Origin of the sequence: Flavobacterium rhamnosi (assembly GCF_048286515.1) — a bacterium.
Classification (GTDB): Bacteria; Bacteroidota; Bacteroidia; order Flavobacteriales; family Flavobacteriaceae; genus Flavobacterium.
The window spans coordinates 1-15,088 of record NZ_JBLVPS010000025.1 but is presented as its reverse complement, the minus strand read 5'-3'; the positions used below and the strand labels follow the sequence as shown (position 1 = coordinate 15,088).

General features: G+C 36.4%; 12 protein-coding genes. 5 read left to right on the top strand and 7 right to left on the bottom strand.

Features of this window, described 5'->3' with window-relative positions:
• Positions 1 to 6: 6 nt before the first annotated feature.
• The 5 genes from ACNQGN_RS16225 (at position 7) to ACNQGN_RS16205 (ending at position 6,480) form a co-directional block, all read left to right on the top strand.
• Positions 7 to 1,398, top strand: a complete 1,392-nt coding sequence (locus ACNQGN_RS16225) for an MFS transporter (protein WP_417988879.1) — start codon at positions 7 to 9, stop codon at positions 1,396 to 1,398.
• A 24-nt stretch (positions 1,399 to 1,422) separates the two neighbouring features.
• Positions 1,423 to 2,616, top strand: a complete 1,194-nt coding sequence (locus ACNQGN_RS16220) for a glycoside hydrolase family 130 protein (RefSeq protein ID WP_417988878.1) — start codon at positions 1,423 to 1,425, stop codon at positions 2,614 to 2,616.
• 8 nt (positions 2,617 to 2,624) lie between these two features.
• The gene (locus ACNQGN_RS16215) at positions 2,625 to 3,821 is read left to right on the top strand and encodes an AGE family epimerase/isomerase (RefSeq protein WP_417988877.1); all 1,197 of its coding nucleotides are present in this window, start codon (positions 2,625 to 2,627) and stop codon (positions 3,819 to 3,821) included.
• Positions 3,814 to 5,055: a glycoside hydrolase family 26 protein gene (locus ACNQGN_RS16210; RefSeq protein ID WP_417988876.1), complete on the top strand. Its 1,242-nt coding sequence runs from the start codon at positions 3,814 to 3,816 to the stop codon at positions 5,053 to 5,055. The genes ACNQGN_RS16215 and ACNQGN_RS16210 overlap by 8 nt, the downstream gene beginning before the upstream one ends.
• Positions 5,056 to 5,190: 135 nt before the next feature.
• The gene (locus ACNQGN_RS16205; protein WP_417988875.1) at positions 5,191 to 6,480 is read left to right on the top strand and encodes a glycoside hydrolase 5 family protein; all 1,290 of its coding nucleotides are present in this window, start codon (positions 5,191 to 5,193) and stop codon (positions 6,478 to 6,480) included.
• Positions 6,481 to 6,504: 24 nt separating this feature from the next.
• On the opposite strand, the gene ACNQGN_RS16200 is transcribed toward ACNQGN_RS16205, so the two are convergent.
• The 7 genes from ACNQGN_RS16200 to ACNQGN_RS16170 all read right to left on the bottom strand — a co-directional run bounded on the left by ACNQGN_RS16200 (position 6,505) and on the right by ACNQGN_RS16170 (position 14,602).
• The gene (locus ACNQGN_RS16200; RefSeq protein WP_417988874.1) at positions 6,505 to 6,690 is read right to left on the bottom strand and encodes a hypothetical protein; all 186 of its coding nucleotides are present in this window, start codon (positions 6,688 to 6,690) and stop codon (positions 6,505 to 6,507) included.
• Positions 6,691 to 6,927: 237 nt separating this feature from the next.
• The gene (gene bglX / locus ACNQGN_RS16195) at positions 6,928 to 9,222 is read right to left on the bottom strand and encodes a beta-glucosidase BglX (protein ID WP_417988873.1); all 2,295 of its coding nucleotides are present in this window, start codon (positions 9,220 to 9,222) and stop codon (positions 6,928 to 6,930) included.
• A 30-nt stretch (positions 9,223 to 9,252) separates the two neighbouring features.
• Positions 9,253 to 10,632 (bottom strand): sialate O-acetylesterase, encoded by a 1,380-nt coding sequence (locus tag ACNQGN_RS16190; protein ID WP_417988872.1) that lies wholly within the window; start codon positions 10,630 to 10,632, stop codon positions 9,253 to 9,255.
• Positions 10,622 to 11,719, bottom strand: coding sequence for an SGNH/GDSL hydrolase family protein (locus ACNQGN_RS16185; protein ID WP_417988871.1), 1,098 nt, complete (start codon positions 11,717 to 11,719; stop codon positions 10,622 to 10,624). The genes ACNQGN_RS16190 and ACNQGN_RS16185 overlap by 11 nt, the downstream gene beginning before the upstream one ends.
• Positions 11,720 to 12,381: 662 nt before the next feature.
• Positions 12,382 to 12,558 (bottom strand): hypothetical protein, encoded by a 177-nt coding sequence (locus ACNQGN_RS16180; RefSeq protein ID WP_417988908.1) that lies wholly within the window; start codon positions 12,556 to 12,558, stop codon positions 12,382 to 12,384.
• A 223-nt stretch (positions 12,559 to 12,781) separates the two neighbouring features.
• A complete protein-coding gene (locus ACNQGN_RS16175) occupies positions 12,782 to 13,852 on the bottom strand; it encodes a type I restriction endonuclease (RefSeq protein ID WP_417988870.1) in 1,071 nt (356 codons plus the stop codon).
• Positions 13,853 to 14,359: 507 nt separating this feature from the next.
• Positions 14,360 to 14,602 carry a hypothetical protein gene (locus tag ACNQGN_RS16170; protein WP_417988869.1) on the bottom strand — a complete coding sequence of 81 codons (243 nt, stop codon included), beginning with the start codon at positions 14,600 to 14,602 and terminating at the stop codon, positions 14,360 to 14,362.
• Positions 14,603 to 15,088: the final 486 nt, after the last annotated feature.

The window sequence follows — 15,088 nt, the reverse complement described above, 5'->3', positions numbered from 1 at the left end:
CAAAAAATGCATAATAAAATAAGTATAAAAGAAAAAGTTGGTTACGGCTTGGGAGATGCTGCCTCCTCCATGTTTTGGAAGATATTCAGTATGTATCTAATGTTTTTTTACACCGATGTTTTCGGCTTGGCACCTGCTGTTGTGGGAACTATGTTCCTGATCACAAGAATCTGGGATTCCTGTTTTGATCCATTGGTAGGAATTATTGCTGACCGTACAAAAACACGATGGGGAAAATTCAGACCGTATCTTTTGTGGACAGCCATACCATTTGCCATTATAGGAATACTAACCTTTTATACACCCGATTTTGATGAAAAAGGAAAAATAATCTACGCCTATATAACCTATTCGTTAATGATGATGGTGTATTCTATAATTAATGTTCCTTATGCATCCCTTTTGGGCGTAATGTCTTCGGATAGAAAAGAACGTACTACGCTTTCTTCCTATCGAATGGTTTTTGCTTTTGGTGGAAGTTTATTGGCCCTTTGGTTAATTGAGCCATTGGTAAATCATTTTGGCGGCAACATGAATTCAAAAACAGGTTGGTTGTACACCATCATTGTTTTTGGAATTATCACTACTATCTTTTTCTGGGGATGTTTTTTTCTCACAAAAGAAAGAGTGCAACCCATTTCAGATCAGAAAACTGATTTAAAAGAAGACCTGAAAGACCTTTGGAAAAACAAACCCTGGTGGATCCTCCTTGGTGCCGGAATTGGTGCCTTAATATTCAATTCCATCCGCGATGGAGCAGCAGTGTATTACTTTAAATATTATGTGAGCAACACTGTAAGTTATAGCTTTAACCTTTTTGGAGAAACTTTTGCCATGACTCCTACTTCCCTGTACTTAGTTTTGGGTCAGGCAGCAAATATTATCGGGGTGATTGCCGCGACTCCAATCGCAAATAGAATTGGCAAAAAAAATACCTTTTTCGGAGCAATGTCCCTGGCTGCTGTCTTAAGTGTTGCCTTCTACTTTTTCGGAAAAGAAGAGGTACTGCTGATTATGGTTTTCCAGGTATTGATAAGCATTTGTGCAGGTTGCATATTCCCTTTAATATGGTCGATGTACGCTGATAGCGCTGACTATTCCGAATGGAAACAAGGCAGAAGAGCCACAGGATTGGTGTTTTCAGCTTCCTCAATGTCTCAAAAATTTGGATGGACCATTGGAGGTGCAGCAACCGGATGGCTTTTAGGCTACTATGGTTTTCAGGCAAATATTGAACAAACTGCAGTTACTCAAAATGGAATCCAGATGATGCTAAGCATTCTTCCTGCAGCAGCAGCGGTGCTTTCCGTGCTTTTCATTTTATGCTATCCGCTTACAGAAAAAAAATTACAGATTATCGAACAAGAACTTAACGACAAAAGAAATTTAACTAAATAATACTTGATTTTAGAACTTTCAACTATGAATACACAAACAATACGTACCGATTTCCAAAAAAGGAAAATTGAAATTAAAAACGAATTTCAACAATTGATAGCGAAAAAAAATGAACCACAATCTTCTGTTGGCAACGGTATATTCGAGCGCTATAAAAACCCTGTTTTAACAGCCAAGCATGCTCCAATTGAATGGAGATATGATTTAAATGAGACTACTAATCCTTTGCTTATGGAAAGAATTGGTGTTAATGCAACTTTAAATTCCGGAGCTATGAAATGGAATAATAAATACATTCTGGCCGTTCGTGTAGAAGGTTTTGATCGAAAATCATTTATTGCTATTGCGGAGAGTCCAAATGGGGTTGATAATTTTAAATTTTGGGAGGAGCCTTGTGTCCTGCCCCAAACGGAAGAACCGGATACTAATGTGTATGATATGCGTTTGGTACAACACGAAGATGGGTGGATTTACGGCATTTTTTGTACGGAAAGAAAAGACCCAAATGCTCCTAAAGGAGATACTAGCTCCGCAATTGCTAATGCAGGAATTGTTCGTACCAAAGATTTGGTGAATTGGGAACGTTTACCTGATCTGATTTCGAATACCGGACAACAAAGAAACGTAGTATTTCATCCTGAATTTGTAAACGGAAAATACGCCGTTTATACACGTCCACAAGATGGGTTTATTGACATCGGAAATGGTGGGGGTGTTGGATTGGGTTATATTGATGATATGACAAATCCAATTGTGCAGCAGGAATCCATCATCTACGGAAAACAATACCATACTGTTTACGAACTTAAAAATGGTTTAGGACCAGCTCCTATCAAAACTGCTAAAGGATGGTTACACCTGGCGCATGGCGTTAGAAATACTGCTGCCGGACTGCGCTATACCCTGTATATGTTTATGACTGATTTAAATGATATTTCAAAAGTAATCCATAAACCTGCCGGACATTTTATGGCTCCTGAAGGAATAGAAAGAGTTGGAGATGTTTCCAATGTACTGTTTTCTAATGGCTGGATTGAAGACGAAGACGGAACTGTATTTATCTACTATGCCTCTTCAGACACCAGAATGCATGTGGCCGTTTCCTCGGTTGAAAAACTGATTGATTATGTAATGAACACTCCTGAAGACACTTTTACTTCAGCAGGTTCTGTCAATACAATCATTAAACAAGTACATAAAAACAAAGCAATTTCATAACCGTGTCCATGCAATTAAAACAACTGCAATCCGAACTTACTGCTGAACTCGATTCTATTCTTGGCTATTGGTCGAAGTGCACAATTGACAGTGAAAATGAGGGATTTATTGGCCAGATAGATCATAACGACCAAATAAATCCTAAAGCAGAAAAAGGTTCCGTTTTAAATGCAAGAATCCTATGGACGTTTTCTTCAGCATACAAACTGACCAAAGACGAACACCATAAAAAAATTGCAAAAAGAGCTTTTGACTATATTATATCTCATTTTTATGATACGGAATTTGGTGGAATTTTTTGGAGTCTCCATTTCGATGGAACTCCAAAAGACACCAAAAATCAAATCTATGCGATTGCATTTGTGATTTATGGCATGACGGAATATTACGCTGTTTCCAAAGACGAAAAAGCATTGGAAGTTGCCATTGCTTTGTACAAAAAAATTCAAGAACACAGTTACGATTCAATCCATAAAGGGTATCTCGAAGCTTTTACCCGCGATTGGAAAAACATTGATGATTTACGCCTGAGCGATAAAGACGCCAACGAAAAGAAAACAATGAATACCCATTTGCATATCGTGGAAGCCTATGCCAATTTATATAAAGTCTGGAAAAACGACACTTTACAAAAAGATATTATTGAATTACTACACGTAATTGACACCCATTTCATAAATGAAGAAACAGGCCATTTAAGTCTGTTTTTTGACGAAAACTGGATGGAAAAACCAGATGTTATTTCCTATGGTCATGATATTGAAGCGGCCTGGCTGCTATTGCAATGTGCCGAAATTTCGCAAGACGTTGCCTTGATTGCACGTTATACAAAACACGCCATCCAGCTTACGGATGTCACCAGGGAAGGAATTGATGCAGATGGTGGTTTATGGTATGAATTAGACCCGAAAAGCAATGAATTAATTGCCGAAAAACACTGGTGGCCACAAGCGGAATTGATGATTGGCTTTTTTAATACTTATGAACTAACCGGAGATAAAACATATCTAAATGTAGTGCTGAAGAATTGGGATTTTATTAAAACTTACATTCTCGACATTAAAAATGGAGAATGGTATTGGGGGATAAATGCAGATTATTCCTTAATCGAAAAAGACAAAGCTGGTTTTTGGAAATGCCCGTATCACAATGGTCGTGCTTGTATAGAAATTATTAACCGTATTAAAACAATCAAAAATGAATAAGGCATATCTTTTTAAAATAGTCATTTGTTTAACGCTTTTGATTTCTGGTTGTTCTTCAAATCCTGATACTCCAGATCCTGTTGTAACTCCACCAACCACTGTACCAGGTACTCCAACAGATGCTTTAACTACACTCAATGTCAAAACATATATGGTGGATGCTGGTGCCACTGCAGAAACGGTTGCTTTATTCTATAATTTAAAGAAACTGGCTAAAACTAAATTTGCCATCGGTCAACAAGATGCTTTCAATTCTTTTTATAACAATGGTTCCACATCGATGTCCGATATCAAAAAAACGACTGGAAATGATCCGGTAATACTAGGTGCGGATTTCATGTTTATTACCGATAAAAACAATACTGGTCAAGCCGATAATTGGTTTTACCAACAAGAAAAAAAGATTACAGATGATGCGAAAGCCGCTTACGCAAAAGGCATGATTACTATTTTCTGCTGGCATTTGCGAGAGCCAAACAAAGAAGATAGTTTTTATGCGGATGATATGACTGCCGACCAAAAAGTTACCGCTTTCAAAAGCATTTTGCCTGGCGGTTCTAAACACGATTGGTATAAAACAAAACTGGATAAAATAGCAGCAGTAATTTCCAATCTAAAAGGAGACAATGGTGAATTAATCCCCATTATTTTTAGACCTTTTCATGAGTTTGACGGAAACTGGTTCTGGTGGGGTGCCAATTATTGTACGCCTGAGGAATATAAAACAGCGTATCAATTTACGGTTGATTATCTAAAAAACACCAAAGGCATCCACAACGTTTTATATGCATTTTCTCCTGATAATTCTTACTCCACAGCAACCGCTTATTTGAGTCGATATCCCGGTGACAACTACGTAGATGTGCTAGGAATAGATAACTATGGAGATTTTAATAATCAGGGACAAGCAGGTTCAGACAGAGCAAATGCAAAACTCAAAATAGTTTCTGACTTGGCTAAAACCAAAGTGAAAATTGCAGCAATGACTGAAACGGGTTATCTGATTACAGCAACAAACACGCCAATTTCTGGTTGGTTCTCTACTTATTTATACAACGCAATGACCGCAAATAGTGTAGAAATTAGTTTTGTAATGTTTTGGAATAATACTAAAGATGCCTATTACGTACCGACTCCTTCTGCCACAAATGCCGCTGATTTCACAAGTTTTGTAAATAAACCAAAGTCCATCTTAGTGAATACGTTACCCAAAATGTACGTATTGCCAAATTAAAAGCAAGAATGACACGATAATAGCCTCCTTAAGACAATTATCGCCCCAGCCCTAGTAGTGGAAATCTTTATATTTTTTCTTTAAAAAGTAAAAAATTGCAACGCACAGCTGGAAATAGCCCTTAAATAAAAAAATATGAAGAATTTAGTTTCAAAAATTATGCTACTCGTTATTGGGGCTTCGGCAACAGTTTGTTCGGCACAAAAACAAGCGCCAATAACCGTAAAAGGAACACAATTTTACAAAGGTGACACACCGTATTCGTATGTTGGCACCAATTATTGGTATGGCACTTTACTGGGTTCCAAAAAAGTGGGTGATCGTAAACGATTGCTTCGCGAACTGGATTTAATGAAGAAAAACGGCATTGACAATCTTAGAATTTTAGTAGGTGCTGATGGCGGAACCTACGATTATACTGTTAGTCCGGCTTTGCAATACGAACAGGGAAAATACAATGCGGATCTATTGGACGGCTTGGATTTTCTGATTTCGGAAATGGGACAACGCAATATGTATGCGGTTCTGTATCTCAATAACAACTGGGAATGGTCTGGTGGTATGTCACAATATTTAGAATGGAATGGCTACGGAAAAATTCCAAATCCGAATGTAAAACCAAACACCTGGCCACAATTTATGGATTATATAAAGCAGTACCACAGCTGTGAACCGTGTATGGAGGCTTTTGAAAATCACATCAAGTACATTTTGGGCAGAACAAACGCTTATACTAACAAAAAATATACAGAGGATACTGCTATTATGGCCTGGCAAGTAGGCAATGAACCCCGCGTTCTTAGTATTGAAAACGAAGAAAAATTTACGCTCTGGCTGAACAAAACAGTGGATTTGATTGATCGTTTAGACCCCAATCATTTAATTTCGACAGGCTCTGAAGGAAAAGCGGGTTCAAATGACGACCTGGCTACTCTTGAACGTACCCACCTAAATCCAAAAATTGATTATTTGACGATGCATATCTGGCCAAAAAACTGGGGTTGGTTCAAGGCGGAAGATGCACAAACAACTTTACCAATTGCGATTGAAAAAGCTACTGCATACATAAATGAACATATTGAAATAGCCAAAAAATCAGGTAGACCTATTGTTATTGAAGAGTTCGGATTGCCAAGAGCCGACGAAAGTCTATTGCCAAATTCTTCAGTAGTGGATAGAAATGCGTTTTACAAAGCCTTCTTTGACCGATTAGTGTTAAGTCACAACAATAATGAGACCTTACAAGGTATTAATTTTTGGGGTTTTGGTGGCGAAGGAAAAGCTATAAATGCAACAGGAAAATGGAATATAGGTGATCCCTTCACCGCTGATCCTCCACAGGAACCACAAGGTTTGAACACCGTTTTCTCTTCTGATAAATTAACGTTAGAATTGGTAAAAATGTATAATTTGAAATTGAAATAATTATTTTTTAACGCCATTTTGTTGCTACGCACAGCCGTGCGTCTCTACAAAATGGCTGTTAAAAAGGGTGAAATTCAGATTCCACATCGTGTAACCGGCTTTGGTCGTAATTACGATTTCATCACGCAGATTTCCTTGAAAATTACTCTTTAGGATTTTAGCACAATACGTTTCCGCTGAACCCGGAACCGGGCCATACTTGTTGGCCAAATAAAAATGGGTAATTCCTTTATTAAAAGCAGCTCTGACACTGTTTTCTCCATTCTAAAAATTAGCTACTGAACCGAAATTGTGTCATAAGCATAGAAATTTGCGACAGCAATAAACCACTTTTTCTGCAACTATTATATTGCATTTAATGATTGAAAATCATAGAATTTAAAGATAAAAAAAAACACATAAAATTTTAAAAATTCTATGTGTTAAAAATATCTTTTACAATAGAACTTACTGTAACTCAAACCCACCTTCTAATCCTTTGTCAGAGCTTCCTCCAATCATGATTTTGAAAGTTCCTGCCTCAACTAAATAATTTCCGTCATTATCAAAGAATCCTAATTCTTTGTCGGTTAACAGCAACGTAACTGTTTTCGTTTCGCCCTTTTTCAAGTGGATCAGTTCAAATCCTTTTAGTTCTTTTATTGGTCTGGCTAAACTCGCTACAGCATCATGAATATACAATTGAACTACTTCTTTTCCGTCATAATTCCCTGAATTGGTAACCTCCACTGAAACGTGTACTGACTCTCCTTTGGCGAAAGTCGATTTATTTATTTTTAGGTTTTTATACTCAAAAGTGGTGTAGCTCAACCCAAAACCAAAAGGAAACTGCGGGCTTTTCTCCACATCGGTATAATGAGACCAAAAAACATTTTTATCGCTATTTACAGGTCTTCCGGTACTGTAGTTATTGTAATAAATAGGACATTGACCTACATTTCTTGGGAATGACATTGGTAGTTTTCCACTTGGGTTGTAATCGCCATAAAGTACCTGAGCAACCGCATTTCCGGTTTGTGTTCCGAGATGCCAGGCTTCAACAATAGCAGGAATATGTTCCGCTGCCCAAGGCAAAGCCAATGGTCTTCCGTTGTTTAAAACCAGAACAATATTTGGATTCACTTTATAAATTTCTTCTAATAATTCCTGTTGTACGCCAGGCAAATTAAGATCGGTTCTACTTCGTCCTTCCCCACTCTGAAAACCATGTTCTCCTAAAACCATAACCACAACATCAGCATTGGCCGCTACTTTTTTGGCAGTATCAAATCCGCTTTTATCGGTGGTATTAAAAACTAATTCATCTACGAAAGCTGTTTTTCCCACCGTCAGATCCGCTCCTTTTTCAAAAGTCAGTTGGTTTCCTTTGTACTGTTGCATTCCTTCCAAAACCGAGACGGCTGTATTGTCATCCGAAGCAATCCTCCAACTTCCTAACGGACTGTTTTTGTCATTTGCCAAAGCACCAATCAAAGCAATTTTTTGTCCTGATTTTTTTAGCGGAAGCAAATTAGAATCATTTTTCAGCAAAACAATTGATTTTTTGGCCATATCCAAAACACCTTCGTTATTGGCTTTGTTTCCAAGCGTTGCTTTTTCACGTTTTTCATCGCAATATTTATACGGATCATCAAACAATCCCAGTTCAAATTTCACTCTTAGAATTCTGCGAACTGCATCATCAACCAAAGCCTCATTTATTTTTCCTTCTTTGACTAATTTAGCTAATTCCGTTACATACAAATGTGATTCCATGTCCATATCAGAGCCTGCAGTTACTGCTTTTTGAGTTGCTTCAGCACCATCTTTGGCGTAGCCGTGCGCAATCATCTCACGAACCGAAGCCCAGTCTGAAACCACAAATCCGTCAAAATTCCATTTTCCCTTCAATATAGCTCTTTGTAAAAAGCTGTTTCCTGTTGCAGGAACACCATTTAAAATATTAAATGAATTCATAAACGTACGAACACCGGCATCAGCAGCAGCTTTGAAAGGTGGTAAAACCGAATTATACAATTTTGAATTACTGATATCTACTGTATTATAATCCCTTCCTGCTTCAGCAAAACCATAGGCTGCAAAATGTTTTGCGCAAGCTGCAATCGTATTTACTTTGAGCAAATCCGCCTTCGTATCACCCTGAAAGCCTGTTACTCTTGCCGTAGCAATTTTACTTCCCAAATACGGATCTTCTCCGGCGCCTTCCATCACACGACCCCAACGTGCCTCGTTTGAAACATCCACATTGGGACCAAAAGTCCAGTTGATTCCAACTGACGAAGCTTCATCTGCAGCAATTTGAGTTGATTTTTTTATGGCTTCCAAATCCCAACTTGCAGCTTCTGCCAACGGAATCGGGCTCAAAGTCTTGTACCCGTGGATAACATCAAAACCAATGATTAATGGTATTCCCAATCGAGTTTCTTCAACTGCAATTTTCTGAACTGCCTTCACTTCTTTCACGCCACGAACAGACAACATCGAACCTACCAAACCATCCCGGAGATGTTTGTATTTCAATTCCGCATTTCCTCCTTTTGGCGCAGGTCCTGTTACTTCCCAAAAACCATTGTATTGGTTCATTTGACCCACTTTTTCTTCTAAAGTCATTTGCTTCAGTAACAAATCGATACGCTCTTCAATCGGTTTTGTCATATCTAAATGTGGCTTGTTCTGTGCATTCATAGTTGAGATGGTAATCAGGGTAAAAATTCCTGCTGTAATTATTTCTTTAGTATTCATAATTTGCTTTCGGGCTATATTAATTTTTTATCATTCACTTGTAAAAGACGAAGCAGGTAAATATGCTTTATTGAATAACTCTGATTGTGCCGTGTTCGTCCATGCAAAACGAACTTTTACCGGATTTTTCACTTTATCCGACTTCAAAATTACTTGGTTTTTCTGGATTACAGCAACCGCATTATAATAAACATTGTCTGTGCCTGCTACTTCAAATTGATTTGATTTTTTGTTTTTAAAGTACAGTCCGTCAGCATAATCAAACGAAACAATAACGGTACTTTTCGCTGTTTTTATTTCCTTAAAAAGAGGTCCGTTAACTAAATTGGTGTTGGTTTTATACGTTTTGGCTAAAGCCAAATTTGCTAAGCGCTGTCCAACTGATTTCTTGTCTTTTGGATGAATATCGTCAACCGGTGAAATATCACTCGTTACGACCATACCCGTATTGGGAACTTCCTGTACTACTTTGCGTTGCGCATTTCTAACTTCAACACCTCCATAATGATTTTCACCATATTTATACGGCGCAATCTGAACGTAATAAAACGGAAACTCATAATTCCATAATTTCCTCCAAGAAGTGATTAATGCCGAAAAGGTTTTATCATAAACTTGTGACCCTACATTGGATTCCCCCTGGTACCAAATCACACCTGCAATTTTAAATCCTGTCAAAGGATAAATCATTGCATTAAAAGCACGTCCCGGTTGGTGTGGCCCATAAGATTCTTCTTTCCTGGTTTTGGCACTTTCCAGTAAAACCGCATCGCTTTGAATGACTTCTTCCGGCATCCAAATCTCAGCTGGTGTTCCGCCCCAATTCGAACCAATTAAACCGATAGGCACGTTTTTCAACTCTTCCTGTAATCGTTTAGCAAAGAAATAGCCTGTTGCGCTAAAATACTTCATTGTTTCCGGTGTGCATTGCGTCCAACTTCCCACCACATTATTTTGTGGTGAAGTTGCCGTTAATTTGGGAATCATAAAAAATCGGATATTGGGATTCGTAGCATTTTTCACCTCTTCATCCCCGTTTTCGATTCCCCAACTGGCGGACATTTCCATATTAGATTGTCCCGAGCAAATCCATACTTCTCCGATAAGAATATTTTTCAACACAATTTCGTTGTATCCTTTTATAGCAATTGTATACGGTCCGCCTTCTTTTGGCGTTGGTATATTAATTTCCCATTTAGCTTGATTGCTGGCTTTGATTTTATATTCCTGATGATTCCAGCTTGGAGTTATAACTACCTCCTCCTGTGGATTCGCCCAACCCCAAATGGCAACTTGCGAATTACGTTGTAAAACCATATTATCCGAAAGTACATTCGGCAATGTAACATTTGCCAAAGCGGTATTGCAAAGTAGGAGAAAGCAAACAAACGAGGCTATTTTATTTTTCATCGAGTATTTTTTTAAAGAAAGGAATTAATTGATTTGCCATAATTTGGTCATCGGCAATATCAGGATGATATCCGCAACCTTTAGGATTCATAGGTTGAAATTCGAATAGGGCAATGGTTTTATGCGCTTTGTCATTTTCAAAGGCCTGAATTACTTTTTTCAAACAACGCACCAAAGTTATATTTCTGTCTCCTGAAACCATTGGACTGTTCAGTAACGCAATTCTGGTATTAGGCGCATGCTGATAAACTGTCTTGATAAAATTGATGTAATTGGAAACGTATTTTTCTTCGTTAAAAGGCAATCGTTCTTTTTTCCCGTCGCCTTCCGAAAGGTCATTCGTGCCCAAACAAATACTAACCAAATCCGGTTGAAAAGTAAAATCGTACGGTTTCTTATTAGTCGTGTTATTCAAATAAAGGTTCTCATATACTTCCGGCATAATGGATTCGTCTATATGCTCGTCGTTCCAGTTGCGGTACATCCCAATTCCGGAAACGGAACTCAACACATAATCTAAATTCAAAGCTCGTGAAGCTACAGGACCATAAGCCAAATATGCGTTGTGCTGATCGAACCATTCTCCAGCGCCACAAGGAATCGAAGATAAGTCATTGCCCATTCCGCAGGTGATGGAATCCCCTATTAATTCTATTTTCTTTTTATTTTCAGAAGTTATTTTGCACAATTTGGCTGTTGTTCCCGCAAATAAAACCAGACCGTTCGAGGCTTCTGTAGCTTTATAAATAGTAAGACGGTGCGTTTTTCTCTTTTTTGAAACTGCTATTGAAAAAGACTGCACTCCGCCTTTTTCTATTTTCAGCCGGCCAATATAATCTCCATCTAGCTCTAAAGAAACATAATTGTGATGTTCCGTGTAATCAACACTTTGCAAGGAAATAGCACAAGAATTTCCTTCAAAATTAAACGAAACGGAAGAAGCCGAGCCTATCAAATTGACTTTATCATCTGTTAGGTTTTCGACTCTTCCTGAATAATGAAAAGCGGGATTTAATTTCCGTAATTGAGCAAAAGAAGATAGGCTTAGGCAAAGAAGTAAAAATAACAGCTGTTTTTTAAATATCATTTTTAAATAAAATTTAATTAGAATTATGTAAAATTATGTTTTTTATAAATTTAGGATTGATACTATAATATCAATTTACAATCTAAAAATAGCTAGAATAATATATTAATAATGCATAGTATTAAAACAACTATAAGATAATCAATTGAGGCCAATTAAATAGTGGGGTGGAACTGGAGAAATTATCAGATTAACCACTCTTGCAGGTCTTAAGAACTTGAATTCAATTTAGAAGAAGGATTCAAAGTGACTCTCTGGAGACAAAAGAATAGAAATAATCCTGGTAAAAACCGGACAAGTAACTGAAGAAATAAAATATGTGGTATTTGTAATCTTTGAAGGCATGAGAATCAGTGAAATAATGAACTCTTTTGAATTGAAAAGATAGGGAGTATAACTCTCTGTTTCACCTGTCCAGTTTAAACGGGATAAGCTGTACTCTTTCACGGTTCTTCGTCAATTTTGGTGATCTAGAATCAACTTAGATAAAACCATTTTTATTAATAACTGAAACCACTCCAAAAAAGAGGAAACTAAATCAGCTTATAATGTTCTCTCTAAACTTTACGACAACCCCATAGTTGAGGATCCAAGCACTTCCATTCAACAGAAGTTTCATCATTGGTTTTTCAAGCCCAACGAAACTCTGTTATGTTATGTTTTCATAAAATGTCATTTGCATCGACTGCATATCCTGCAGCTTTTAATTCTTTTACTAATCTAAACTTCCAGTTTTCGCTATCATCTATTATTGTGTAAAGTACTCCTGAAATATCGCTGGGCAACTCAACACCTTTTTCGTATAAAGGCATTCCCTTATTTTTGTTCAATTTTCCAATAAAATAACCTAGTTAAGAATAACATTTTGTCTAGTTCTTTTATTTTTCTCATCATTTTATTTAACATTTCCATGGTCATCGTAAGTTAGCTTCGCAGCCAGACGTAGTCGTGGTTTGACGAACGAGTTTTCTCCGTTAGGAGAAAGCGAAAATAGGAAAAAGAATTTACACTAAACCGAAAACCAGCGATTGCGTTTGACGGCCTGTTCTAGGCAGTCATAACTTAATAGTTGTTGATTGTTGCTAATAACTCTTTTTTGAATTTATAAATATCGTCAAGGCTTAATAACACTTGTTTCTCTCCGTTGTCTTTTCCATTATGAAATAATTCGATATGTTTATTGGAAGAATTAAAGTGTAATCTACATAAAGGTTTTCTGTTATTATCATCTAATAAAATTCCAAAATAAGATTGTGTATCTCTGAAAAAGATTCGGTTAGAAGGAATCGATTCTCTTAAAATTGCTTTTATAATTTGTGATCCCTCAATTTCTTCTTGCGTTGTTATAAATTTTGGTGTATCAACATTTTCATCAATCGAAGTTAGCTTTTGATTTTCTTTCGAAGGAATTGTGTCATTGATGTTTAAAGCATTTTTAAGTCTGAAATTAATTGATTCATTTATGGAATTGGAAAATGCTTTTTTTGTATATTCTCTAAAAGCAGCAAGTCTTGGAGCAGTAAATGGTTTATCGAAAAATCTATTTACTAAAAGCTTCACCAATTCATCAGAAGGATTTTGCAATTCTTTTTCGAATTCATTACGTATTGCTTTTATATATTTTAGCGCTTCTGCTGAATCTAATATACTTACTAAATTATAACCTTGCTTAGTGAAATTTTCAAGAATTTTTAAGCTAAAATCTGTTAGATTAGCTAAATCTAAAGTAAAAAAGGGTTTCTCATCCATTATATTTGGTCGTTCCAAATCGGCATAAAAATTATAGGTATGTCCGTTTGTTAAAACCCCAAATCGTGATTTTGAAACGTGATAATATCTATGAAGTTGGGAATTATGCGCATCGGCATTTTCTTTCCAATGTTTGCACTCTATTATTAAAATTGGCTCTCCATCTTTTTTTATTACGTAATCTATTTTTTCACCTTTTTTTGTTCCAATATCACAAATAAATTCTGGAATTACTTCTGTTGGATTAAAAATGTCAAATCCCAATATTTGAATAAATGGCATCACAAAGGCATTTTTTGTAGCTTCTTCAGTATTGATTTGATCTCTTAATGAATCAACTCTTTGATGCAATTGCTCAAGTTTTAATTTTAAATCTGCTTCCATATTTTATTCGGTTGGTTTTGTTTAGATCTTAAAAGTAATGATTTTATTCATAGCTACTTCAATTTGAGCAACATTCTCAAAAATGATTGCCTACAGCATCAGCATGTCTAATAACCTTCTAACTGCGTTTTTTTATTAATTAGAAAGTAAATATAGGCGATTTAGACTACAATTATATTCTTTTTTATCAACAATAGATCGTCTAAACAAGATTTGGGGATTTCGCTGCAAAGGGGTTTCTGCGTCAATTTTGGTGCTCAATAATTGACTGGGAGAACACCATTTTTCTTAATAAGTCTATTAATTTAGTAAAAAATGGTAAAAAAAAGGACATTTGAAGTAGAGTACAAAGAAGAGTATATAATATAAATCTATTCGATAAAATTGGGATAGTCTTTGTAAAAGGAAAAGGATTTATTGAAAATAAATGTGCAAACTTTTATATTATATTTTTACCAAAATTGACGCAGAACCCCCTTCGCACCGGAATATCAATTTATAATCCAATTATTCTTTTTTTAAATCAAATTCAAAATCAAACAACTCTTTTGCGGGTATTTCTAAACCTTTTGCAATGGAGATTATTGTCCCCATTGACGCGCCATGTTCACCATTCAATACTCTATAAACCTGTTTAGGTTCAATCTTACCTATGGATGCCACTGTCATAACATCTTTTCCATATTTAGTTAAAAGAACCTTCAGATTCTCTCCGAATTTTATATAATATTTTTTTCTAATTTCTTTCACAATGTGAAATTGAGGCAAATTGCAGAAAAATAATTGTCAAATTTGACAATATAAGAATATATTTCATACATTTGCTTTTTAGATTATGTATTTATTTGAAATAATAGATAATCATTTATTAAATTTGCGTTTCTTCATATAAAAATATTTGAAGCATTCGCTTTGAATCTCGTATCAGAAAATTGGCGTTTTAAAACCACGAGATGATAAGTTAAGATGCTCACGACCATGGCGTGGGCTCACTTATTTGTGGTTAAGGTATGCCAATGCCTCTGATGCAATAAGCTGAGTTCTGCGCCATTTTTTATTCTCTTGGCACTACCCGCTTACATTCTTAGCACCGCTTCATCTTTTTCATAGTCTCGCAGTAGTTTAACCCGCTAAAACCCGCATGCCTATGAGTAAAATAAAAAGACACACTTAAAAACAGCCACACGCTCAGCGTTACCAGTGGTTTCAACTAGTAAACCGCAAAATCACCGTCAG